At 63.1% G+C, this 22,074-nt stretch carries 18 protein-coding genes; 8 read left to right on the top strand and 10 right to left on the bottom strand.

Annotation, left to right across the window (positions count from 1 at the left end; translation table 11 throughout):
* The first annotated feature begins 83 nt into the window (after nucleotides 1–83).
* The 3 genes from FJ471_RS06045 to FJ471_RS06035 are packed head-to-tail and all read left to right on the top strand — an operon-like array spanning nucleotide 84 to nucleotide 2,995.
* Nucleotides 84–965 carry a shikimate dehydrogenase gene (locus FJ471_RS06045; RefSeq protein WP_140802242.1) on the top strand — a complete coding sequence of 294 codons (882 nt, stop codon included), beginning with the start codon at nucleotides 84–86 and terminating at the stop codon, nucleotides 963–965.
* A 45-nt stretch (nucleotides 966–1,010) separates the two neighbouring features.
* Nucleotides 1,011–2,351: a 3-oxo-tetronate kinase gene (gene otnK / locus FJ471_RS06040; RefSeq protein WP_181179185.1), complete on the top strand. Its 1,341-nt coding sequence runs from the start codon at nucleotides 1,011–1,013 to the stop codon at nucleotides 2,349–2,351.
* Nucleotides 2,348–2,995 (top strand): class II aldolase/adducin family protein, encoded by a 648-nt coding sequence (locus FJ471_RS06035; protein WP_140802241.1) that lies wholly within the window; start codon nucleotides 2,348–2,350, stop codon nucleotides 2,993–2,995. The genes otnK and FJ471_RS06035 overlap by 4 nt, the downstream gene beginning before the upstream one ends.
* 142 nt (nucleotides 2,996–3,137) lie before the next feature.
* Here the strand turns inward: FJ471_RS06035 and FJ471_RS06030 are convergent, their stop codons facing one another.
* The 4 genes from FJ471_RS06030 to FJ471_RS06015 form a co-directional block, all read right to left on the bottom strand.
* Nucleotides 3,138–4,268, bottom strand: coding sequence for an ABC transporter ATP-binding protein (locus tag FJ471_RS06030; protein ID WP_140802240.1), 1,131 nt, complete (start codon nucleotides 4,266–4,268; stop codon nucleotides 3,138–3,140).
* A 1-nt stretch (nucleotide 4,269) separates the two neighbouring features.
* Complete coding sequence (locus FJ471_RS06025; RefSeq protein WP_140802239.1) at nucleotides 4,270–5,076, bottom strand: ABC transporter permease; 807 nt, start codon at nucleotides 5,074–5,076, stop codon at nucleotides 4,270–4,272.
* Nucleotides 5,073–5,912 (bottom strand): ABC transporter permease, encoded by an 840-nt coding sequence (locus FJ471_RS06020; RefSeq protein ID WP_140802238.1) that lies wholly within the window; start codon nucleotides 5,910–5,912, stop codon nucleotides 5,073–5,075. Before FJ471_RS06020 ends, FJ471_RS06025 begins: the two co-directional genes overlap by 4 nt.
* A 150-nt stretch (nucleotides 5,913–6,062) precedes the next feature.
* A complete protein-coding gene (locus tag FJ471_RS06015; RefSeq protein WP_140802237.1) occupies nucleotides 6,063–7,121 on the bottom strand; it encodes an ABC transporter substrate-binding protein in 1,059 nt (352 codons plus the stop codon).
* Between the two features lie 351 nt (nucleotides 7,122–7,472).
* Here FJ471_RS06015 and FJ471_RS06010 point away from each other — a divergent pair, with 351 nt between their 5' ends.
* Nucleotides 7,473–8,690 (top strand): aminotransferase class III-fold pyridoxal phosphate-dependent enzyme, encoded by a 1,218-nt coding sequence (locus tag FJ471_RS06010; RefSeq protein WP_224668621.1) that lies wholly within the window; start codon nucleotides 7,473–7,475, stop codon nucleotides 8,688–8,690.
* A gap of 139 nt (nucleotides 8,691–8,829) precedes the next feature.
* Nucleotides 8,830–9,399: a malonic semialdehyde reductase gene (locus FJ471_RS06005; protein ID WP_140802235.1), complete on the top strand. Its 570-nt coding sequence runs from the start codon at nucleotides 8,830–8,832 to the stop codon at nucleotides 9,397–9,399.
* Between the two features lie 87 nt (nucleotides 9,400–9,486).
* Here FJ471_RS06005 and FJ471_RS06000 read toward each other — a convergent pair whose 3' ends face one another.
* The 6 genes from FJ471_RS06000 to FJ471_RS05975 form a co-directional block, all read right to left on the bottom strand.
* Nucleotides 9,487–10,446: an aminotransferase class IV gene (locus tag FJ471_RS06000; RefSeq protein ID WP_140802234.1), complete on the bottom strand. Its 960-nt coding sequence runs from the start codon at nucleotides 10,444–10,446 to the stop codon at nucleotides 9,487–9,489.
* 142 nt (nucleotides 10,447–10,588) lie between these two features.
* On the bottom strand, nucleotides 10,589–12,139 hold the full coding sequence (locus FJ471_RS05995; protein ID WP_246684628.1) for an ABC transporter substrate-binding protein: 1,551 nt from the start codon (nucleotides 12,137–12,139) through the stop codon (nucleotides 10,589–10,591).
* Between the two features lie 87 nt (nucleotides 12,140–12,226).
* Nucleotides 12,227–14,404: an alpha-ketoacid dehydrogenase subunit alpha/beta gene (locus FJ471_RS05990; RefSeq protein ID WP_181179183.1), complete on the bottom strand. Its 2,178-nt coding sequence runs from the start codon at nucleotides 14,402–14,404 to the stop codon at nucleotides 12,227–12,229.
* Between the two features lie 20 nt (nucleotides 14,405–14,424).
* Nucleotides 14,425–15,924, bottom strand: coding sequence for a 3-hydroxyacyl-CoA dehydrogenase (locus FJ471_RS05985; protein ID WP_140802231.1), 1,500 nt, complete (start codon nucleotides 15,922–15,924; stop codon nucleotides 14,425–14,427).
* 19 nt (nucleotides 15,925–15,943) lie between these two features.
* Nucleotides 15,944–16,735 (bottom strand): enoyl-CoA hydratase-related protein, encoded by a 792-nt coding sequence (locus FJ471_RS05980; protein WP_140802230.1) that lies wholly within the window; start codon nucleotides 16,733–16,735, stop codon nucleotides 15,944–15,946.
* Nucleotides 16,736–17,080: 345 nt separating this feature from the next.
* A complete protein-coding gene (locus tag FJ471_RS05975; RefSeq protein ID WP_140802229.1) occupies nucleotides 17,081–18,037 on the bottom strand; it encodes a LysR family transcriptional regulator in 957 nt (318 codons plus the stop codon).
* 178 nt (nucleotides 18,038–18,215) lie between these two features.
* Between FJ471_RS05975 and FJ471_RS05970 the strand changes: the two genes are divergently transcribed.
* The 3 genes from FJ471_RS05970 to FJ471_RS05960 all read left to right on the top strand — a co-directional run bounded on the left by FJ471_RS05970 (nucleotide 18,216) and on the right by FJ471_RS05960 (nucleotide 22,062).
* Nucleotides 18,216–18,965, top strand: coding sequence for an SDR family NAD(P)-dependent oxidoreductase (locus FJ471_RS05970; protein WP_140802228.1), 750 nt, complete (start codon nucleotides 18,216–18,218; stop codon nucleotides 18,963–18,965).
* Between the two features lie 17 nt (nucleotides 18,966–18,982).
* Nucleotides 18,983–19,432, top strand: coding sequence for a VOC family protein (locus tag FJ471_RS05965; protein WP_140802227.1), 450 nt, complete (start codon nucleotides 18,983–18,985; stop codon nucleotides 19,430–19,432).
* A 521-nt stretch (nucleotides 19,433–19,953) separates the two neighbouring features.
* Complete coding sequence (locus tag FJ471_RS05960; RefSeq protein ID WP_224668629.1) at nucleotides 19,954–22,062, top strand: dehydrogenase E1 component subunit alpha/beta; 2,109 nt, start codon at nucleotides 19,954–19,956, stop codon at nucleotides 22,060–22,062.
* Nucleotides 22,063–22,074 lie beyond the last annotated feature (12 nt).

Genomic DNA, 22,074 nt, shown 5'->3' with positions numbered 1-22,074 from the left:
CATTCGATCCGGGCATTGGCTCCGCGATCACTGAAATCGCTTGAATTTACGGGAAAACAAGCGCAAATGCCGGTGATGCCGGTTTGTATCTGGTTCGTTGCCGGAACAAAAAGATAACCGATATTTATCATATTAACTCAGCAGCAGCTCCCCGGGAGGAATCGATGGACGCGCGCCGCATAACCGGGCAGACAAAAATCATGCTTCTGTTGGCCGATCCCGTCTCGCACGTGGTTGGAACGGAAGCCATCACGGCTTTCATGCGGGCCGCCGGCCATGATTTCGTCTGCGTTCCAGTTCACGTCGGACCGCAGGACCTTGCCGGCGCCATTCAGGCTTTGCGAGCGTATTGGAACTGTGTCGGATCGGGGGTGACCATTCCGCACAAGATACCGGTTCTGCCGTTGCTGGACGAATTGACGGGTCGGGCCCGCGCGATAGGCAGCGTGAACTGCATCCGCAGAAATCCCGATGGAAAGCTGATCGGCGACAATGTCGATGGCGCCGGCTTCGTGCGCGGCGCGGTGGAAGCGGGCGTCGAGCTGGCCGGCCTTCGCGTGCTCCTGCTTGGCGCGGGCGGCGCCGGCCGCAGCGTGGCCTTTGCGCTGGCCGAGGCGGGCGTGGTTGAACTGGTCATCTGCAATCGTGACCGGGCCAAGGTCGCCGGGCTTGCCGATGCGGTAGCCGCCGCATATCCCGGCGTGCCGGTACGAACCGGCGCCGCCGACGCCACCGGCTTCGACATGATCATCAACGCGACGTCCGTCGGGATGGCCGGCAAGGATGATGGCCACCTCCTGGACTTCGCAACGCTGTCGGCGGACATGATTGTCGCCGACATCGTCATGAAGCCGGAACGGACCAGATTGCTGCAGGCCGCAGAAGCGAAAGGCTGCCGCGTACTGTTCGGCCGCCAGATGATGGATGGCCAGCTCGCCCTCATGCGCGACTTTCTCGGTCTCTGAGTGTATTCGACCGATGGCAAGACGAAGGTTCGAGAGAGAAGCCCGATGAAGATGCAAGAAGAACGTCAGCTGCTGCTGGGCGCGATAGCCGACGATCTGACCGGAGGCTCCGAGCTGGCAGCCATGCTGGTGGCGCGGGGCGTGCCGACCGGTTTCTCCACCCACATCGATGCAGCGATCGCGCCGGATTCGCTTGCACATGTCATCGCTCTGAAGACGCGCGTCATCCCGGCCGCCGATGCGGTCGACCTCGTCATCGCGGCGGCGCGGCGTTTGCTGTCGGCGGGTTGCGATCAGATCTTCTTCAAATATTGCGCCACCTTCGATTCGACGCCGGCCGGAAACATCGGACCATGCGCCGAAGCGCTCGCGGACCTGCTTGGCGCCAGGCTGGTGCTGTTCTGCCCGGCGCTTTGCGAGACCCAGCGCACCGTGTTCCAGGGCTATATGTTCGGCGGTTCTCAAATCCTCGCCGAATCGCCGAAGCGGTTCGATCCTCTCACTCCCATGACGGATTCCAACATCGTGCGCGTTCTCGCCGCGCAGAGCAGGAGCCGCGTTGGCCTTGTCGCGCATCCGGTCGTCGATCGCGGTTCGAAGGCGATTGCCGAGCGTTGCGAGGCGCTGGCGCAGGAGGGGACACGTTTCGCGGTGGTCGACACGATCTATGAACGCGATCTTGCAGCCATTGCCGAAGCCGCCGCCGAGATGCCGCTCATGACCGGGAACGCTTCGGTGGTGGCGCATCTGCCGACCTCGTGGCGCCGCAGCGGCAGGCTTGCAAATCCTCAGGCGGCGGAGTTGCCGGGCGTCGAGGGCCCGGCCGTCGTCCTGGCGGGAAGTGTCGCGCCGCGGACCGCCGAGCAACTCGATCACTTCGGCCGGGAAAACGAGATCGTCAGCGTCGACCTTGCGCGGCTCATGGAAGGCGAAGACCTCGGCGCGCCTGTGCTTGCGTCGGCCAACCGGGCGATCGCGGCCAACCGGCCGATCGCGATCGCGACAATGGCGCCGCAGCAGGAGGTCGAACGTTTGCAGGGCAAATACGGCCGCGACGTCGTGGCGCGCGCGGCTGAGAATTTTCTCACCGAACTCGCGCAGCGGCTGATCTTCGAGGGCGGTGTCAGGCGTCTGGTCGTCGCCGGCGGCGAGACGGCCGGCGCCATCGTGCCCAGATTGCCCATCAACCGCTTCATCGTCGGACCGTACCAGGGCCTGGGCACGGGACGCATGATCGCCGAAATGCCGTTTCAGGTCGCGCTGATGCTGAAATCGGGCAAGCTCGGCGGGATCGACGTTTTTTCAACAGTGCTCGAAGAGATGCGCCGGCCGGCAAGGACCGAACCGTATCTCGAGCAATGGCCGCCAACGACGAGGGCACAATGAAAGATCAAACCGCGCGTCGATCGCTCGTCGACGCGACCCGCTCGATCGCTTCGAAGGGATTGAACAGCGGAACTTCGGGCAACATCAGCCTGCGGCTCGGAGACGGCGCCATGCTGATCACCCCGACCGGGATTTCTCCGGAAAAACTCGATGCCGACGCGATGGTCGAAATGACGCTCGACGGCCAATGGGGCGGGGATTTCCGGCCATCGAGCGAATGGAACATGCATGCGGGAATCTACCGGGCCTTCCCCCAGGCTCAGGCCGTCGTGCACGCCCACCCCGACCATTGCGTGGCATTGTCGTGCCTCAGGCAGGGCCTGCCGGCGTTCCATTACATGATCGCCTCGTTCGGAGGCGATGACGTCCCCTGCTCGGACTATGCGACCTTCGCCACGGCGGATCTTGCAAGCGCCGTGGTGCGCGCGCTTGCCGAACGCAACACCTGCCTTATCGCCAATCACGGCATGATCGCCTATGGGCCGGATCTTGCCACCGCGCTCGCGCGAACCGAGAAATTGGAAACGCTCGCCAGGCAGTACATGATTGCCAGCATGGTCGGGCGCCCGGTGATGCTGACGGCGGATGAACTCAGCGTGGTGAAGGACCGCTACAAGACCTATGGTCAGCAGCGGCCGGCCTAGAGCAATTCCAGGAAAAGTGTGAGCGGTTTTCCGTCCGGAATTGCTTGAAAAACAAAGAGATAAGGCATTCCACCGTTTCCGTGAACGCTGAAATGCCCTAGGCCAAGCGCGCTGCCTGGCTGACTTTTTCAAGCGGCCGTGGCTACTCCGCCAGGATGGTCATGTCGTCGACGGACCAGCCGATGTCCACCGAGCTGCCGGTCTCGAACACTTCGGTGTTGTGCTGAGGCAGCGCCCGGACCTTGAGCAGGCAACCGGCATCCTTCAGTTCCACGCGATACCGGATGCTGCCGGGCGTATAGAGGCTCTCACGCACGACGCCCGTGTAAGCATTCGCCAGGCCTCGAGCCTTCGGGCCGATGGTGATGCGTTCCGGCCTGATGCATGCGAAGCGGCCCGGCCCGCCGTCCTCGCCGGTTCGAATGACCGTTTCGGTCCCGTCTTCGAGCGTGATGCGGCAGGTCTGGTCGGTCAGTTTCCCCGAAGCCGTCTTGACCGGGAAAATGGAAGCCTCGCCGAGGAATTCGGCGACGAAGCGGCTCTTCGGCTGTTCGTAGAGCGAGCGCGGGCTGCCGATCTGCGTCATGGCGCCGTCACGCATGATGGCGATGCGGTCTGCCAGGAATGCCGCTTCCTGCTGGTCATGGGTGACATAGATGACGGTCGCGCCAAGCTCCTGCTGGAAGCGCTTGATCTCCTCCTGCATCTCGTCGCGCAGGTTCTTGTCCAGTGCGCCGAGCGGTTCGTCCATCAGCAGGATCGACGGCTGATAGATCGAGGCTCGCGCCAGCGCGACGCGCTGTTGCTGGCCGCCGGAGAGTTCCGAAGGCATGCGCGATGCGAAGGCTTCCAGCCGGACCATGGCCAGGCTTTCGCGTACGCGCCTTGCAATCTCATGCTTGGCGACGCCGCGGATCTTCAGCGGATAGGCGACGTTCTGAGCGACCGACAGGTGCGGGAACAGGGCATAGTTCTGGAACACCATGCCGATGTTGCGGCGATAGATCGGTTCGGGAACGATGTCGCGTCCATCGACCACGATCCGCCCTGCCGTCGGATCGATATAGCCGGCGATCATGCCAAGCAGCGTTGACTTGCCCGAGCCGCTCGGTCCGATGATGGCAAAGAAATCGCCTGACGCGATCTCGACGGATGTCGGGACGACGGCTTCAAAATTGTTGTAGCGCTTGCAAAGATTGTGGATCGAAACCGCGGCTCCTCCCGCGGCACGGCTTTCCGCTGTCGTTGCCGATCGGCTTACCATCTGCAGCATCCTAATTGTCCTTGTCGAGACGCGGCAACAGGGTTGCCGCAAGAATGAGTAGGCTTGTCACCGCAAGAATGACGCTGGCCGCGGCGGCGATTTCGGGTGTGACCTGGAAATTGAGCTGCTCCCACAGCAGCAGCGGCAGCGTGCGGGTCGACGGGCTGCTCAGGAACAGAGCCAGCACCAGCTCGTCCAGCGAGGCCGCGAACGCGAAGATGAAGCCGGCGATGACGGCCGGGCGGATCATCGGAAAGGTGATCAGCCTGAAAGTCTGGAAGGCGTTCGCCCCCAGGGTCATCGAGGCGATCTCGATGCGGTTCGAATAGGACGTGAGCGCACCGCAAACCGTGATGAAAGGGAAGGGCAGGCCGATGACGGCATGCGCCAGGATGACAGCCCATAGCGTCCCCTGAAGGCCCAGCCACACGCTGATGGGAAACAGCCCGATCGCAAGAACGATCTGCGGCAGCACCGCGGGCGCGATCGAAAGCGTGCTGACGATCGCCGAGCCCGGCGCCCTGGCGCGCACGACCGCGAGCGCCGTCGAAATGCCGGCAATGGTCGCAAGCGCCGCGGCGGACGCGCCGATCATCATGCTGTTCAAGATTGCCGACCGATAATCGTCGTTGCCGATGAACTGCTGGTACCAGCGCAGCGAAAAGTCGGTCGGCGGAAACGAGAGATAGGATTTGCTCTGGAAGGACACCGCAACCACGACCAGGATGGGCACCAGAAATCCGATCAGGATCGCGCCCACCAGCCCGGTCAGAAAGCGGCTCCAGGCAGTCCATAGTTTTTTCTCCGAAACGCTCATGCGAACACTCCCGACCGCGCCTTGTCCCTGCGCCGGGACGCCAGCTGGCTGAGCCGCAGAAGCGCGAAAATGACGATCGTCAGCAGAAGCACGATGATGGCCAGAGCCGATGCAAGCGGCCAATCCAAGAGCCTGTTGGCCTGTTCGCTGATCAGCATCGAGACCACGGTCAAATCGCCTCCCAGAAGCGAAGGCGTTACGAAAAAGCCCAGCGAGGTGACGAAGACAATCGTGCAGCCGACCGCGATGTTGGGCATCGAAAGCGGCAAGGTGACGGCCAGGAACTGGCGCCAGGGATTTGCGCCGAGCACGGCGGCGGCGCGCGGCAGATTGGGGTCGATGGCGCGCAAGCCGTTGAGGATCGGCACGACGATGAACGGCACCATGATGTAGGTCATGGCGATCATCAGCCCCAGCCCGTTGTCGATGAAGCGGATCGGGTCCTCGATCAGGCCGATGCCCAGAAGGATCGAATTCACCGGTCCCTTGCGGCCAAGCAGGATCATCCATGCGAAAGAGCGGATGACGGTGCTGGCCCAGAACGGCAGGAAGATGAGGAATATGCCGATCGTCGCCCATCGTCCCTTTAGCCGCGCCAGGACATAGGCGATCGGATATCCGATCAGCAGAGACAGGATCGTCACCATCGCGGCAACGTAGAAGGTGTTGTAGAGGACGGTCCGGATGCCTTGATCGGTCACGACCTTGACGTACTCGGCCCCGACGCCGTGCTGACCGCTGAAACTCTCGGTCCCGATCACCGCCATCGGCGCGAGGAAGAAGGGCGTCAGCAGCAGCGCGACGGGAAGATAAAGCAGGAAGCTGCGATGCTTCATGGCGTGGACAAGTCCTGACTCGTGGATCCGTATGTCGGGGCCATTTCACTAGATCGTTGCGCTCTTGCGCAAGCGAGCGGCGACGAATTTCAACGGCAGAACTGCGCGAGCGACAGAATCGCTCGCGCAGTTCCAAGCCGGATGGTCAGCCTATTTCGTCACGACCCAGGTGTTGAAGCGGTCGTAGATCTTCGTGCCGTTCTCGAGCCAGTAGTCGCCGTCGATGGCGACCGAAAGCTTCCGGTTCTCCGGAGAGCTCGGCATGCGCGCGCGCTCTTCCGCCGACAGGATGTCGAAGGCCTTGTCGTTCGTCGGTCCGTAGGGGATCAGCTTGGAGAAGGCAGCCTGGACTTCGGGGTCCATGCAGTGGGCGATGAACTTCATGGCGGTGTCGCGGTTGCGGCCGCCTTTCGGCAGGCTCCAGATGCCCGGCGTGTGGAGCGAGTAGTCGAACGTGTAGTCGATCGGGCCGCCCTGTTGCTTGACCGGGTCGACGCGACCGTTCCAGCACATGCCGAAATCGGCGTCGCCATTGGCCAGAAGCTGCGCGCTCTGGGCTCCGGACGTCCACCAGGTGATCGAGGACCGGATACCGTCCAGCATTGCGAAAGCCCGGTCGATGTCGATCGGATAGAGCTTGTCCAGCGTCTGGCCGGCGCCGAGGGCCGCCACTTCCATGGTCTGTGCGGCGTTCTTCCAGAGCGTCCTGCGCCCCTTGAACTTGGGATCGAAAAACTCCTGCCAGTTCTTCGGCCGGCCATCCTTGGCCGAATCCGTGTTCCAGCTCAGAACGCAACCGGCGATGTAGCACGACGTCCAGTATTTGCTGGCCGCGCCGTCGATCAGGCTGTCCTTCGGCACGACGCTGTAATCGATCTCGTCCAGAAGGCCCGCGACGGCCAGCGGCGCCGCTTCCGAGGAATCCGTATCGGTGACATCGATATCGACCGCGCCGGCCTCGACCATTGCCTTCAGCCGCGCGCCTTCCATGTAGGGGGCGCTGATGATCTTGATGCCGGTCTTCTTTTCAAACGTATCGAAGCACGCCGCCTTGAAGGCGTCACCCAGCGCGCCGCCGCCATTGGCGACCGAAAGCGAGGTGGGAGCCGCCCGGCCGATGGCCGGCATTGCAAGAAATGATACCGCGGCCGTGCCGGCCCCAAGCTTGAGAACGCTGCGTCTGCTCAGACCATTCCTGATCGTGTCCATGTATTCCCCTTTTTGGCTTTGATTTCCTGTTTGGTGGCGCCGCTTTTACCGGCCGATCGAACCGGGATTGCCTTGGGCAAATCCGGCTTCTCCTTCGATCAACCCTGCCATCGGCATCTCCTTGTACGTTCGGCGCTGCAGGCTGGTCTGCGCGAGCCTTGCCGGCTGACGCATCCCACCTTCGATATTTGTAACCGAAACAGAAGCGGCAATCTATCGGATTCATCATTGATAGCAGATATTTTTATTGCTATAGCCTGCCTCGAAAACAGGGGTCACATATCCATGCCTTGGTCGAACAGCCGCAATTTAGAACTTCTGGAACGCGCCAGGCGCGTTATACCAGGTGGAATGTATGGCCATGAATCCACGGCACTTTTGCCGCCCGACTTCCCGCAGTTCTTCAGTCGCGCCAGCGGCACGCGGCTGTGGGACGTCGATGGTAATGAATATATCGACTATCTCAGTGCGTATGGGCCGAATCTATTCGGCTATGGAAATGTCGATATCGAGGCCGCCGCACGAAGGCAGGCGGAACTCGGCGACACCATGACCGGACCGTCCTATCTGATGGTCGAATTGGCCGAGGCGATGGTCTCGATGGTCTCGCATGCCGACTGGGCCATGTTCTGCAAGAACGGCAGCGACGCGACCTCCATGGCGATGACGATAGCGCGGGCCTACTCCAAGCGTCGCAAGATCCTGGTCGCCACCGGCGCCTACCATGGCTCGCAGCCGTGGTGCACGCCGAACCGCACCGGCATCGTCGACGACGAGCGCAAGCAGATCCTCACCTACGAATACAACAACTTGGAAAGCCTCGAGGCGGCGGTGCGCGCGGCCGAGGGCGACGTTGCTGGGATTTTCGCGACACCCTTCAAGCATGAGGTCTTTGCCGACCAGCTTATCCCTTCCGAGAGTTTCGCAAAGGCTGTCCGAAAGATCTGCGACGATCTCGATGCGCCGCTTATCGTCGACGATGTTCGTGCGGGCTTCAGGCTGACCCGCGATTGTTCGTGGTCGATCCTGGGCGTCGAGCCGGACATCAGTTGCTGGGGCAAGGCGATCGCCAACGGTCATCCGATTTCGGCGATGATGGGCTCGCAGCGCTTCTACGCCGCCGCGCGATCGATCTTCGCCACCGGTTCCTTCTGGTTTTCGGCCGTGCCGATGGCGGCAGGCATAGAAACGCTTCGGCTGATCCGCGAGACCAGGTACCTGGAAAGCACGGTCGAGTTGGGGAACAAGCTGAGGGCAGGGCTCGAGGAACAAGCCGTGGCCTTCGGGTTCTCCCTGCGCCAGACCGGTCCGGTGCAGATGCCGCAAATCCTGTTCCACGAAGATCCCGACATGCGCCTCGGCTATGCCTGGGTCGCAAGCGCGCTCAAGCATGGCGTGTACTTCCATCCCTACCACAACATGTTCTTGAATGCCGCCATGACGGCCGCCGATATCGACGAGACGCTGAAGGCAAGCGAGCGGGCTTTTGCGGAGCTGAAGGCGGAACGCACGCGTATCCCGGCGAACGAAAACCCTCTGGTGTTGGCCAGGCTCAAGATCGCGCGCTGACAGCCGCTCGCCGGCCGGCGGCGATCCGCCCACGGCCGACCGCCGTGCCGCGATGGCAACAATGGGACTGTCGGCGCCTCTCGCGCGGCTTGAGGCGACGCGTCCCATCGACTTCATGTTCAGGGATTGAAGGGTCGCGATGAACGACTTCAGCATTTTCACGACGGCTCGTACCCACAACAAGTGGACAGACAAGCCTGTGTCCGACGAAACGCTTCGCCGGCTCTACGACCTTCTGAAAATGGCGCCGACCTCGGCGAACTGCTCGCCGGGCCGGTTCGTCTTCGTCAAGTCGCCGGGGGCCAAGGAAAAGCTGCGCCCGGCCTTGAGCAGCGGCAATTCCGCCAAGACCATGGCGGCGCCGGTCACCGCCATCGTCGCCTATGACGAAGCCTTCTACGATCGGTTGCCGCAGCTGTTTCCGCATGCCGACGCGCGCTCGTGGTTCACGTCGAGCCCCGATGTCGCGCACGAAACCGCGTTTCGCAACGGCACGCTGCAGGGCGGCTATCTGATCGTCGCCGCGCGCATGCTCGGCCTCGATGCCGGCCCGATGTCGGGTTTCAAGAACCAACTCGTCGACGAGGCCTTCTTCGCCGGGACAAGCTGGAAAAGCAATTTCCTGGTCAATCTGGGATATGGTGACCCGTCAGGTCTGTTCGCCAGGCTTCCGCGCCTCGACTTCGACGATGCCTGCAAGATCGCCTGATCGCCGCCAGACCAAAAGGAAAAGCCGCCGCATCGGTTCGCGGCGGCTCGCTTAGGCCGATCCTGCTCGGCCGGGTCTCGACACGCCTCAATAGTTGATCGCGAAGCTGCGCATCGGGTCGTAATGCGCTTCCCAGTAGGCCTTCCAGATCGTCTTGCTGAGCGGCCCGACTTCGCCATTGCCGATCGCGACCCCGTCCAGCTTGGTGATCGGCATGACGCCGCCGGCGGTGGTGACAAAGAGCAATTCGTCGCAATCGTAGGCCGCGCTGACCGGCACGTCTTCGACATGGCATTCGATGCCATTCGCCTTGGCGACTTCCAGCACGGTCTTGCGCGTGACGCCCTCCAGCACCCCGCGCTTCGGCGTGCGCAAGACGCCGTCCTTGATGATGCAGACATTGAAGCCTGAACCTTCGGTCAGATTGCCGTCGCCGTCGGTCAGGATCGGGTAGTTGGCGCCGCGGTCCCGCGCCTCCAGCATGCCGCGCACGAAGTCGCCCCATTGCAGGTTCTTCACGGTCGGATCGATGGCGCCTGGCGGCACGCGTCGGACATCGCGGGCGATGACGGCGGAGCCGCCGGTCTTCTGCAGCTCTTCGCCCATGACCCACACGAAGGGCTGCACCATGAGATAGAGGTTGTTTTCGATTTCATCCGGACTGTACTGGCGGATGAATTTCAGGCCCCGGGTCACGATCATGCAGACATAAGCGTCGCGGATGCCGCTCCTGGCGGCCAATTCCACGAGCTTCTGGCGAATGCCATGACGATCGAGCGAGCTGCGCAGCCGCAACTGTTTCAAGCTGCGCTCGAAGCGGTCCAAATGGTCGTCGAGGCGGAAGAAGCGGCCATCCCAGATGGCCGGCACGTCATATGTCAGGTCCGAATGGAGGAAGCCCTGGTCCAGGATCGGAATGCGGGCTTCATGGATGGGATAGAGCTCACCTTCGATATAGGCCACGCCCTTGGACAAAGGGTTGTCGCTGGCCTCGAGCTCGCTGAGGCGCTTGCGGTAACCATCGAAAATGAAATCGGTATAGGGCACGGTTATCCTCCATCAGAGCCTCTCCCGTTTCATGGAAAGGGCGAGTGGCTCGATCTCTTTGCTGGCAGAAATCCTGTTTTGGCCTTCGGGCCGTATCCGCGGGGCGCGTTTCATGCGCCCCGCGGAGGACGGAACGGCGCGGTCAGTCGTCGAGCGAGATCTCGTAGAGAGGAACGTTCGAGCTCGGCGAGTTCCGCACGCCATGGACCTTGCTGCCATAGGCAAGGATGGTGTTCGGGCTGATCATCGGAATGATGACGTTCTGCGCCTTGATCTTCTCGCCGATGTCGAAATAGATCTTTTCCGCCTTGTCGGGCGCCGACTTCAGGGCTTCGGCCAGCATCGGCTTGGTGTCGTTGATGACGAAGGACGGGTCGGTTGCGGCACCCGCGCGCTTGGCCCAGGTCGAATCCGGCGCCAGGCCGAAATAGTTCACATATTGCGACGTCCCATAAAAGTCCGGGGCGAAGAAGACGAAGGTCAGCGGGATGTGATCCTTGTTCGCCGCCTCGCGCCAGTTCGGGAACTCGACGGGCTTGAGGTCAAGCTTGATGTTGACCGCCGCCAGGTCCTGCTGGATTTTCTGCATGGCAAGGGTGAAGTCGACGCCATAGACGTTCAGCTTCGGATAGGTCGCTTCCAGCGTAAAGCCGTCGGCGTGGCCGGCCTTGGCAAGCAGTTCCTTGGCCTTGGCCTGGTCGAATTCCGGTATCGAGTGTCCCGCGCCGCCCGGGAAATCCAGCGGGAAGGGGACCGAAATCAACCGGCCATTGCCTTCGCCCAAGGTGAAGTCGACGAGCGACTTGCGGTCGACGGCCAGCGAGATCGCCTCGCGGATGTCGGCGGTCATCGGGAAGGGATTGGCGACGGCTCCCGGGCTGATCGCAATGTAGACGAAGTTGTTGGAGGGAGCCGATTCCGTTTTGACGTTCGGCCCGGTCAGCGTCTTGGCAGTCTCGGGATCGATGTTCATGGCGACGTCGGCCTGGCCGCTCTGCAGAAGCTGGGCCTGAGCGACGGCATCGCCGACCTGACGGATGACGATCTCGTCGACCTTGGCCGGTTCGCGCCAATATTTTTCGTTTCGCTTCAGCCTGAGTTCCGCTCCGGGCTGGTAGGAGTCGAGCACGAATGGGCCAGCGCCGGCCGAATGCGCCAGGAACCACGGCTCGGCAGGGTCTGACTGTGCCGCGTCGGCCGCCGCGGTGGCTTTGCCCTCGGCCTGGGCGACATCGCTGTTGATGACGCCGAAATAGCTGGCGGCCAGGACGTTCAGCAGTTCCGAATTTGGTTCAGCGGTTTTCGCGACCACCGTTTCGGCGTCGGGAGTCTCGATCGATGAAATCGTCGAGGCGAGGTCCGACGGGCTGCCCTTTATGTTCTTCAGTCGCTCCCACGACCATTTGACGTCTTTCGCTTCGATCTTCGAGCCGTCGGAGAAAGTGGCTTTCGGGTTGAGCTTGAAGGTGAACACGGTCTGGTCGTCGTTGACCGTCCAGCTCTCGGCGATGACCGGAACGAGCTTGTTGTCCTTGTCGAGCGCCAGAAGGCCGTCATAGACCGCGGCATTGTAGATCATGCAGGTGTCGCACCAGCTTCTGTCGATATCGAGGGAGTTGATGTCCATGTCGCGCGCGATGACCAGCGTCTTGGCCTCCGCCGGCACCGCCGTGGCAGCCACGCCCGCAAGCATTGTCGCCGCGGCAAGGCCTTTCCAATGTCTGGCAATATGATTGAAGTTCCCCAGTCTCATTATCATGCTCCTTTTGGCATTTTCGGTTCAAGCGCTACTGGTAATCAACTCCAGCGCCTGCCGCAGCTTCTCGGGAGAGCCCAGCGCGGCCTTGTTCAACACGGCCGAAACGACGGGCGCCGAAAGGCTGCCGGTGACGTGGAGTATTTCGTGATCGAGATCATCGAAGGCGCGCGCCTGGATCTCCGCGATCCAATGGCGCCCAAGCGACAGGCCGCTCGCAACCTGCTCGACGATGACGACGCGGTTTGTCCTGGCGATGGACGACAGGACCAGGGGCCAGTCGGTCGTGAGCTGGCCGACGCTGCGCATATCGATGATTTCGGCATCGATGCCGGTCTCTTCCGCGACCTTCAAAGCCGCGGGGACCATGACGGATGTCGCAAGGACCGTGCATGCCGATCCCGGCCGGACGATCTTGGCCTTGCCGAACGGGATGCAATAGTCGCGCTGGTCGCGCGGCATAAGAGATTCGCGCTGGTAGAATTCGACGTGTTCGATGATCGCGACCGGGTCGTTGGTCTTGAGCGCCGTGTTCAGCAGCCCGACATAGTCGAAGGCGGTTGTCGGCTCGACCACGTGCCAGCCGGGGAACAGCCTGAACAGCGCGGCCGGGTCGCTCGAATGCTGCGAGCCATAGCCGGTGTGCGGGGAAACGCGCACCCGCATGACGAGCGGCACGGGAAACCCGTCGCCGAACATGTGCCTCACCTTGGCGATGCCGTTGCCGATCTGGTCGGCCGCAACGAAGCAGAAATCCCCGAACATGATTTCCACGACCGGCCGCAGCCCGCGCAGCGCGGCGCCGAGCGCGACGCCGGTAAAGCCGTTCTCGGCGATCGGCATGGCCAGCACGCGTCCTGGGAACTGCTCGAGGGCGGAGCGGGTAAAGCCGCTCACGCCGCCACGCAGCCGATGGACGTCCTCGCCCAGCACGATGATGGTCGGGTCGGCCGCCATCGCCGCCCCCAGCGCTTCGCCGGCGGCGGTGACGAAACGGCTTTTGACCAACTCATCGGGCGCGAAGTCCTCGATTTCCCGGTACTTGAGTCCCTCGGCCTCGGCGGGGGGTGCAAGGATGCCGATGTCCACCGACTGCGCGGAAGGCCATAGGCCTGCCTGTATGCGAAGCTGGTTGCTGCCCGGCGCCGTTTCAGTCAGCCGTGCCGCGGCCGACTGGACGACCGCGCTTACGCGCTCGTCGATCAGGGCCAGAGCCGCGCTATCGAGGATTCCGAGCTTGCCGAGACGTGTCTCCGCCAGCCGCAGCGGGTCGCGCTTCAGCCATTCCTGTTCTTCCTCGCTGCTGCGGTAGCCGAATTCGCTGCCGGTCTTGCTGCCGCTCTGATGGTGATGGCGGTAGCACTTCGCCTCGATGACGACGGGACCGCGCCCCGCGCGGATCGTTTCGATCGCGTCGGACATCGCTCGATGGACGGCGACCACATCCATGCCGTCGCACTCGATGCCGGTGAAGCCGAGCATGGGGCCGCGCGATGCGTTCCTGGGCTCGGCCGTCACATCCTCGATATGCGTGGAAACGGCATAGAGATTGTTCTCGACGAAGAAGATGACCGGCAGCCTGTAGGCGGCCGCGATGTTCATCGATTCATAGGCCGCGCCCTGAAGCGAAGCGCCATCGCCGAAGAAGGCGACCGAAATACCGTCCCGGCTAAGCACGTTGTCGGCAAGGGCGTATCCGACGGCATGCGGAATGTTGCCGCCGACGATGGCGCTGGTGCCGGCGACGCCGGACTCGGCATGGCGCATATGCATCGAGCCGCCGCGGCCTTCGCAATAGCCTGGCGAAAGCCCCATGATTTCCGCCATGAAGCGGTAGACGGCATCGTCCATCGGCGGCGTGAAGTCCTGGCTCAGTATATCGAAGTCCGGTTCTGTCTGCGCATTGACCAGTTTGGTCAGCACCTGATGGTGCGCGCGATGCGTGCCATTGATCTGATCGTTGGCGCGCAGCATCGACACAGCGCCGACAGCTGCCGCCTCCTGGCCGATGCTGGCATGGGCAGGGCCATGGATGAGACCGGCCTTCTCCAGGTCGAGGATCTTTTCCTCGAAGCGCCGGATCAGCTTCATCTGGGTATAGAGGCGAACGAGATCGCGCGCGGGCAGGCTCGACCAGTCGGACTCGCCTGCTTCGATCCGGTACCAGGGCGCCGATGGTTTCAGTTCATGTCTTTGGGCCAACTCGTCTCCTCCCGCTCGGCCTATTGCAATGAAAGGCCTAGTTCCGCGCGTCGCCGCAGCCATAGGCTTGCCCTGTAGCGAGGGTCGCGGGTGCGGTCATAAATCGTGTCCAGGATACGCAGAATGCGTTTGGGGCCGATCTTGTCGCCCCATTCCAGCGGCCCCAGCGGGTAGCCCAGGCCAAGCCTGACCGCTGCATCGAGATCCGGCGCCGAAGCGATTTTCTGCCCGACGATTTCGCTGCCGATATTGACGATCATGGCGATGACGCGCTGGCAGACCGCCCCGCAGCTATCCTCCACCATGGTCGCCTTGCGGCCGGCGCGGCGGACCAGGCTCAAAGCCGCTTCCCTGGTCCGATCGGACGTTGCGGCACACGCCACGAGTGTCACGTGGCGGTCGATGCCGAAAAACGGGTCGAAGCCCACGCAAAGCCAAGCCGGCACACCGAGCCGCACCGCCGCGCCTGCCACGTCCTCGCCCTCCAGGCCGATCAGAATGAGGTGGTCGCCGTCGATTGTACGCTCGGCGGCGCATGAGTCGACGAGCTCCTGCATACCCGAGACCTCGTTGTCGGCGATCACGGTGACGCGGCCCGGCAAAGCCGCCTCCGCGCCGGCCGGTTCTACCGGTCCCGAGGAGGAGATCGGTCGGGCATCGCCGTGGTCGTAGAACCCACGTTTGGTCTTGCGGCCGAGAAGACCTGCCTCCACGCGCCGGGCGGCAACGACCGACGGGCGGTAGCGCGGATCCTGGTAGAATTGGTTGTAGATGCTTTCCATGACCGGATGCGAGACATCGAGCCCGGTCAGGTCCATCAGCTCGAACGGACCCATTCTGAATCCGGCGGCGTCCCGCAGGATGGTATCGATGTCGCCGATCGATGCGACGCCCTCGCGCAGCATCGCCAAGGCTTCCGTCCCGAAGGCGCGGCCGGCGTGGTTGACGATGAAGCCGGGCGTGTCGGCGGCGATAACGGGGCGATGGCCAAAGCGGGCCGCGAGTTCGACCAGCGCGTGCTCGACCTCGGGCGCCGTATGAGCGCCGGAGATGACCTCGACCAGCTTCATCGCCGGGACGGGATTGAAGAAGTGGTAGCCGGCGACCCGCTGCGGCCGCTTTGCGGCTGACGCGATCGCCGTCACCGAGAGCGAAGAAGTATTGGTCGCTATGATCGCGTTCGGCCCGACTATCTTTTCCAGCGTCTCGATGAGCTGACGCTTCGGCTCGAGACGTTCGACTATGGCTTCCACGACCAGATCGGTGCCGGCCAGGCGGTCCAGAGTCTCGACGGGCTCGATATGGGCAAGCAGTTTCTCGACCGTTTCCGCGCTGACCTTGCCCGCGGCTGCCCGAGCGCGTTGGCGCGACGCGATCTGCTCGACGGCGGCTGAGGCTTTCCCCCGCGCTTCGTCGACGATCACCACGTCGACGCCCGCCGCGGCCAGAACTTCCGCTATGCCGGAACCCATCACCCCGGCGCCCACGACACCGGCTTTCTCGATCCGACTTCTCGACACCCCTCCCGCGTCCGCCAAGTCAGCGCCCCATAAATGACGCTTTGCGCTTTTCCAGGAAGGCGGCGATGCCTTCCTGTTTGTCGGCCGTATCGAAAAGCAGTTGAAATGCCTTGCGCTCGAGGCGCAGCGCCGTTTCCAAGGGAGCATCTTCGCCATTGACGACGGCTTCCTTGATCTGCTCGACGGCCAACGGCGGCAGGCGGCCGATCTTTTGGGCGATCTGCAGCGCCTGCTGCAGGGCCTCGCCCTCATCCGTGAGGATGCTGACGAGGCCGGCGCGCTCGGCATCTTCCGCCGCAAACATATCGCCGGTCAGGACGAGCATCAGCGTCTTGTATTTGCCGATCGCTCTCAGCAGCCGCTGGGTGCCGCCGGCGCCGGGCATGAGGCCAAGCTTGACCTCCGGCTGACCGAAAGTGGCTGTGCGTGCCGCCACGATGATGTCGGCATGCATTGCAAGCTCGCAGCCGCCGCCCAGCGCAAAGCCCTCGACCGCGGCAATGACCGGTTTCGGACATTTGGCGATCACGTCCCAGTAGCGATGGGTGCGTTGCAGAAGCACCTCGGCGGAGCCGAGCTTTTCAAACGCTCTGACGTCGGCGCCGGCAGCAAAGTTGGCGCCGCGTCCGGCAATGACGATGGACCGGATCTCCGCGTCTTCTGAAAAGCCTGCCACGGCAGCGGCCAGCTTCTCCCGTACTTCGAGATTGATTGCGTTGCGGACTTCGGGGCGGTTGATCTCGACCAACCCCACATTGGCGAACGGGCGGCTCTCCACCACAACAAGAGATTGATCGCTCGCGGGACGCATTCGTACCTAGCACATGGAATTTAATTTCATATCCGCGACTATAGTCAGCGTCAGCGAAGCCTGCAAGGCTAACGTGGGCGTCCGGACGACTATTCTCCACACCGCTCGGAAACGATGGTTCCGAGGGTATTCGAAGAGCGTCTGACCGGTTCAGCGCCGAAGCGGGGGTGGAGGGTAAGAGCGGCCGCGGCTGCCGCCTCGCTGCATAAGTTCGCAAGCAATCCGGCGCACCAGAGCACGCCGGCGGGCGGCACCGGCTGACCCTGGCTTGCCTGCGATCTACGCGATGCCATCGCGATGGTCGATCGTCGGATCGGATCCGTCCATGGCCGACAAAGGGCCCGGTCAGTCCAGTCCGATATGCTTCCCGCTGTCTTGAGCCAGGTCCAGGGTTGCGGTTTTCCAGGTGCCGTTGCTCGTCAGGACCTTGGCCTCTTCGGCAATCATTTCTATCAGCTTCTTGGTGGCCGTCGACATGGCGCGCTCTCGCGACACCGCGGTTACCCAGCCCCACCGGACATTGCGGATCGGCGCGGCCGATACCTCCTTGCGCACCAGCAGCTCATGGACACCGCTATAAGGAAGCACGCAATAGCCGGTTCCATATTTGGTCAGGCTGGTCATCAGCGAGTTGGTATCGACCTCGAGCTTCGGTTCGGCGACGCGGCCGGCCCTGACCAGGATCTCGTCCACGGCGCGCCGCAATCCGTTGGGGAACGGCGTCAGGATGAGATTGTGGCCCGTCAGGGATTTGGCCGAAACCGGGCGGGACAGGTCGAGCCCCACCTCCAGCGGAGCGATCAGCAGCAGGCTCTCGGTCACCAGCGGCATCTTGGTCAGCGTGGTGAAGGATTCGCGGTCCGACAACAGCGCCACGTCCGCCCCGTCATTGGCGATGGATTCCCGCACGATCATCGAAGTGTTCTCGGTCACATGCACCGAGACCTGCGGATAGGTTCGGCGAAAGCGGGCCACCACCCGGGACGTGAGCAGGCCGCTGAGGGAGTTCGATGCCGCAAGCCTCACGGTGCCCACCGGCTCGTCGGCGGAGGACATGATCTCGCTTTTGATGCGGCCGACATTTGAGAGCAGCACCCGTGTCCGGTCGACCAGCCGCTGTCCTGTCTCGGTCAGCACCACGCCGCGTGCCTTGCGCTTGAACAGCTTGGTGCCGAGCTCCTGCTCCAGGAGCCGGATCTGACGGCTCAGCGCCGGTTGCGACACATGCGCCCGCATCGCCGCATGCGTGATGTTCAACGTGTTCGCCACATGCATGAAATATTCGAGCTGCCTGACGTCCATCAGTTTTCCTCCTCGCCGCCATACGCAGAACAAGCCATAACCAAATCTAATGGTTGCAATTTGGCTTTTGTCTTAGTGTTGATATCTCGCACGCGCTACTACTGGCTTCAAGCAGATTGAATACGCCGCCACGGATCCAAGTATTCCGAAAGAGCGGCGGGGTGCCTGGGGAGGACAGATGGCAGCGCGTTTGGATGGGCAGACCGCCGTGGTGACGGGTGGGTCGCAAGGTCTTGGGCTGGCCATAGCCACCCGGCTTCTCGCCGATGGCGCCAACGTAAGCCTGTGGGACCGGGAGCCGGAAACTCTGGCGCGCGCCGCCGAGACGCTCGCGGCCGCCGACCGGGTGCATACCGCAGTGGTCGACGTTGTTTCCGAGAGCCTGGTCGACCAGGCGCGGGACGCCACGCTGGAGCGTTTCGGCGGCATCTCCATCCTGGTCAACAACGCCGGCATCTCCGGGCCCCATGCAAATGTCTGGAACCTGTCGCTCGACGAATGGCAGCGGGTCATCGACGTCAACATGACCGGCGTCTTCCTGTGCTGCCGCTCGGTCGCCCCGCATATGATCGAGGCGAATTACGGCCGCATCATCAACATAGCCTCGGTCGCGGGCAAGGAAGCCAGTCCCCTGATCAGCGCCTACGCCACCTCCAAGGCCGGCGTTATCGGCTTTACCAAGACGCTTGGCCGTGAGCTGGCCAACACCAAGGTCACCGTCAACTGCATTACGCCTGCGGCGATCAGGACGGCGATTTTCGACCGCTGGCCGGCTGACTATGTGGCATCCTTGCTCGCCAAGATCCCGATGGGCCGTTTCGGCTTGCCGCAGGAGCTTGCGGCCATGGTGGCCTATGTCGCTTCCCCTGAGGCTTCGTTCAGCACCGGCGCCGTCTTCGACATGTCTGGCGGGCGCACGGACTACTAGACAGGGAAGGATCCGGCATGCGCCACGCGATCAGCGCGACCAACCACACCAGCTTCACGGTCGAAAGCCTTGACCGGGCGATCGCGCTGTTCCGCGACGGCCTGGGCTTCGAGTTGACCTCGCGCGCCGGCCGGGATCCCGCCTCGATCCAGACCATCACCGGCGTCCCTGGAGCCGAGGTCGAGATAGCCTACCTGCGCCGGCCGGATCATACGGTCGAGCTGATCGAATACAGTACTCCGGCGGATCGCAGGACGCTCGAGGCGAGGCCCTGCGACGTCGGCTTCGCCCATATCGCGTTCGACGTTACCGACCTGGACGGCGTGATAGCCCATCTGGCGCCCTATGGCGCGGTGCCGATCTCGCCGCCTTATGTCAACAAGCGCGGCGGGCCTAACGCCGGCGTGCGCGTGTCATACCTGACGACCCCCGACAAGGTGACCGTCGAGCTTATCGAACGGATCTAAAGCAATTCCAGGAAAGGTGTGAGCGGTTAAGTTCGGCGCCTTCGCCGTAACCTTCCGTCCGGAATTGCGTAAAAACAAAGAGATAGGACGTTTCGCCGTTTCCGTGAAACGGTGAAACGTACTCGTCGCCCGGCCCGCGAGCCGCGGTCGGCATACGATGCCGGCCAGATATCTGCGCTATGCTTTTGTCCGGCCGATCGCGCCGGCCGGCAATCTTCTCTCCACTCTGATGGATAGCACTCATTCGGCCTCCAAGCAGGCCTCGTGACCGGCTCTCAAGTTGCACGTGCGCCGCCCTGTCCGCAGGGTGGCGCACGTTCTTTTTGGCCCTGCCGCCACCCATAACCAAAATGCATTTCTTCCATAGGAACTTTGTGTTTGTTTTGAGGTCGGGATCGTGGAAGTCTTCGTTCAAGGCATCCCGCAAGAGATGCCAAAGGGAAGAACGCCAGCACACCGGCACTTTGATGTTTTCCGCCGCCAGCCAGCGCGACGGAGGGGCCGGCAATGGATGGGACAAGATGAAGAATTCCGGTTTGGCCCGAGCGGGCCGTTCGACGCGTGGCGCGGCAAAGATCAGCGACAACGCGATCGGTGGCGCCATCCTTGCCAATGGCGGATCCTCTCATCGGCTGGCGACCCGCAACGCGCCCAGGCTTGACGCGGCGGAGCTGAAACAACTGCTCAGGACGATGCTTGTGATCCGCGCCTTCGAGACGCGCACCACGGAGTTGTTCCACAGCGGATTGGTGAAGGGCACTGCTCATTCCTCCGTCGGTCAGGAGGCGGTCGCTGCCGGGGCGGGCTACCCGTTGCTGCGCAGCGACTTCATCGCCACCCATCACCGTGGACACGGACACTGCATCGCCAAGGGCGCCGACGTCTCGCGCATGATGGCTGAGCTGCTCGGCCGCAAGGACGGCATCTGCGGCGGTCTCGGCGGCTCCATGCATGTCGCCGACATTGGTCTCAACATCATCGGCGCGAACGGCATCGTCGGCGCTTCGATGGGTCTCGGCATCGGCGCGGCGCTTGCCGCCAAGCAGCGCATGTCGACGGATGCCGGCGTTGCGATCTTCGGCGACGGCGGCGCCAACGAAGGCATCTTCCACGAAGCGCTGAACATGGCCGCGATCTGGAAATTGCCGATCGTCTTCCTGTGCGAGAACAATCAATACGGTCTCTCGACCTCCTTCCTGGAATCGACCGCCGGCGGTTCGATCTCGGCGCGCGCCGCCGGCTACGGCGTGCCCGGCGAAACCATCGACGGCAACGATGTCGTCGCCGTCTACGCGGCGGTCGACGAGGCCATCGCGCGTGCCCGTGCGGGCGAAGGCCCGACCTTGATCGAAGCCATAACCTATCGCCACGGCGATCACTCCATGCGCGCCAACTTGCCGGGTTACCGCGAGGATGAAGAGGTCGAGCGCTGGAAGGCCATGGACCCGATCAACCGCTGCGTTGCGATGATGAAGGAGCGTGGTGCGCTCACCGACGCTGAATATGAGGCGCTTGTCGCCGAGACGGATGCGGAGATCGAGCGCGCCGTCGAGTTCGCCAAGAATTCGCCCGAGCCCGACGTCGAAAGCCTGGCGCCGGCCGTCTCCGCTCCGTTCAAATCGGCCGGCGCGGTCGAGCCTGCGCCCGGCACGAGGGAACTCACCTATCTGGAGGCGCTGAAAGAGGCGATGGCGCAGGAGATGGAGCGCGACGAGCGCGTCTTCGTCATCGGCGAGGATGTCGGGCCGATCGGCGGCACGTTCGGCGTGACGCGCGGCCTGTTTCAGCGCTTCGGCAAGGACCGGCTGATGAACACGCCGATCTCCGAGATGGGTATCGCCGGCGCCGCTGTCGGATCGGCCGTCTGCGGGCGCCGACCGATTGCCGAGATCCAGATTTTCGACTTCGTCACCTTCATGATGGACATGATCGTCAACCAGGCGGCCAAGCTGCGCTACATGCTCGGCGGTTCTCCGACCGTGCCGGTGGTGTTCCGCGGGCCACAGGGCGGCGGCATCCGCCTCGCCGCTCAGCACTCGCAGTCGCTGGAGGCATGGTTCGCGCATGTGCCCGGCCTCGTGGTGGTGGCGCCATCGACCCCTTACGACGCCAAGGGCCTGCTGATCGCCTCCATCCGCGACGACAACCCGGTGATGTTCCTGGAGCACAAGATGCTCTATCTCGGCCAGACCGCGCCCGTGCCGGAAGCGCCCTACGAGATTCCGCTCGGCAAGGCCGACATCAAGCGCGAGGGGACCGACGTCACCGTCATCGCCACGCAGGTCATGGTCGAGCGCGCGTTGCAGGCGGCGGACATGCTGGCGCGCGAAAATGTTTCCGTCGAGGTCATCGACCCGCGCACGCTGCGCCCGTTGGACATGGACTGCTTCATCCGCAGCGTGAAGAAGACGCATCGCTGCGTTGTCGTGCACGAGGCCTGGCGCACCGGCGGCCTCGGTGGCGAGATCGCCGCGCAGATCAACGAGCGCGCCTTCGACTGGCTGGATGCTCCCGTGGAACGGCTCGGCTCCATGGAGGTGCCGATGCCCTACAACGACAAGCTGGAGCGGGCAGTGATACCCAACCAGAACGCCATCGCCGACGCGGTCCGCCGCGTCTGCTACCGCTGAAGCCGGAACCGG

Origin of the sequence: Mesorhizobium sp. B2-7-1 (assembly GCF_006440735.1) — a bacterium.
Taxonomy (GTDB): domain Bacteria; phylum Pseudomonadota; class Alphaproteobacteria; order Rhizobiales; family Rhizobiaceae; genus Mesorhizobium.
This window is presented reverse-complemented; position numbering and strand designations above follow the sequence as displayed.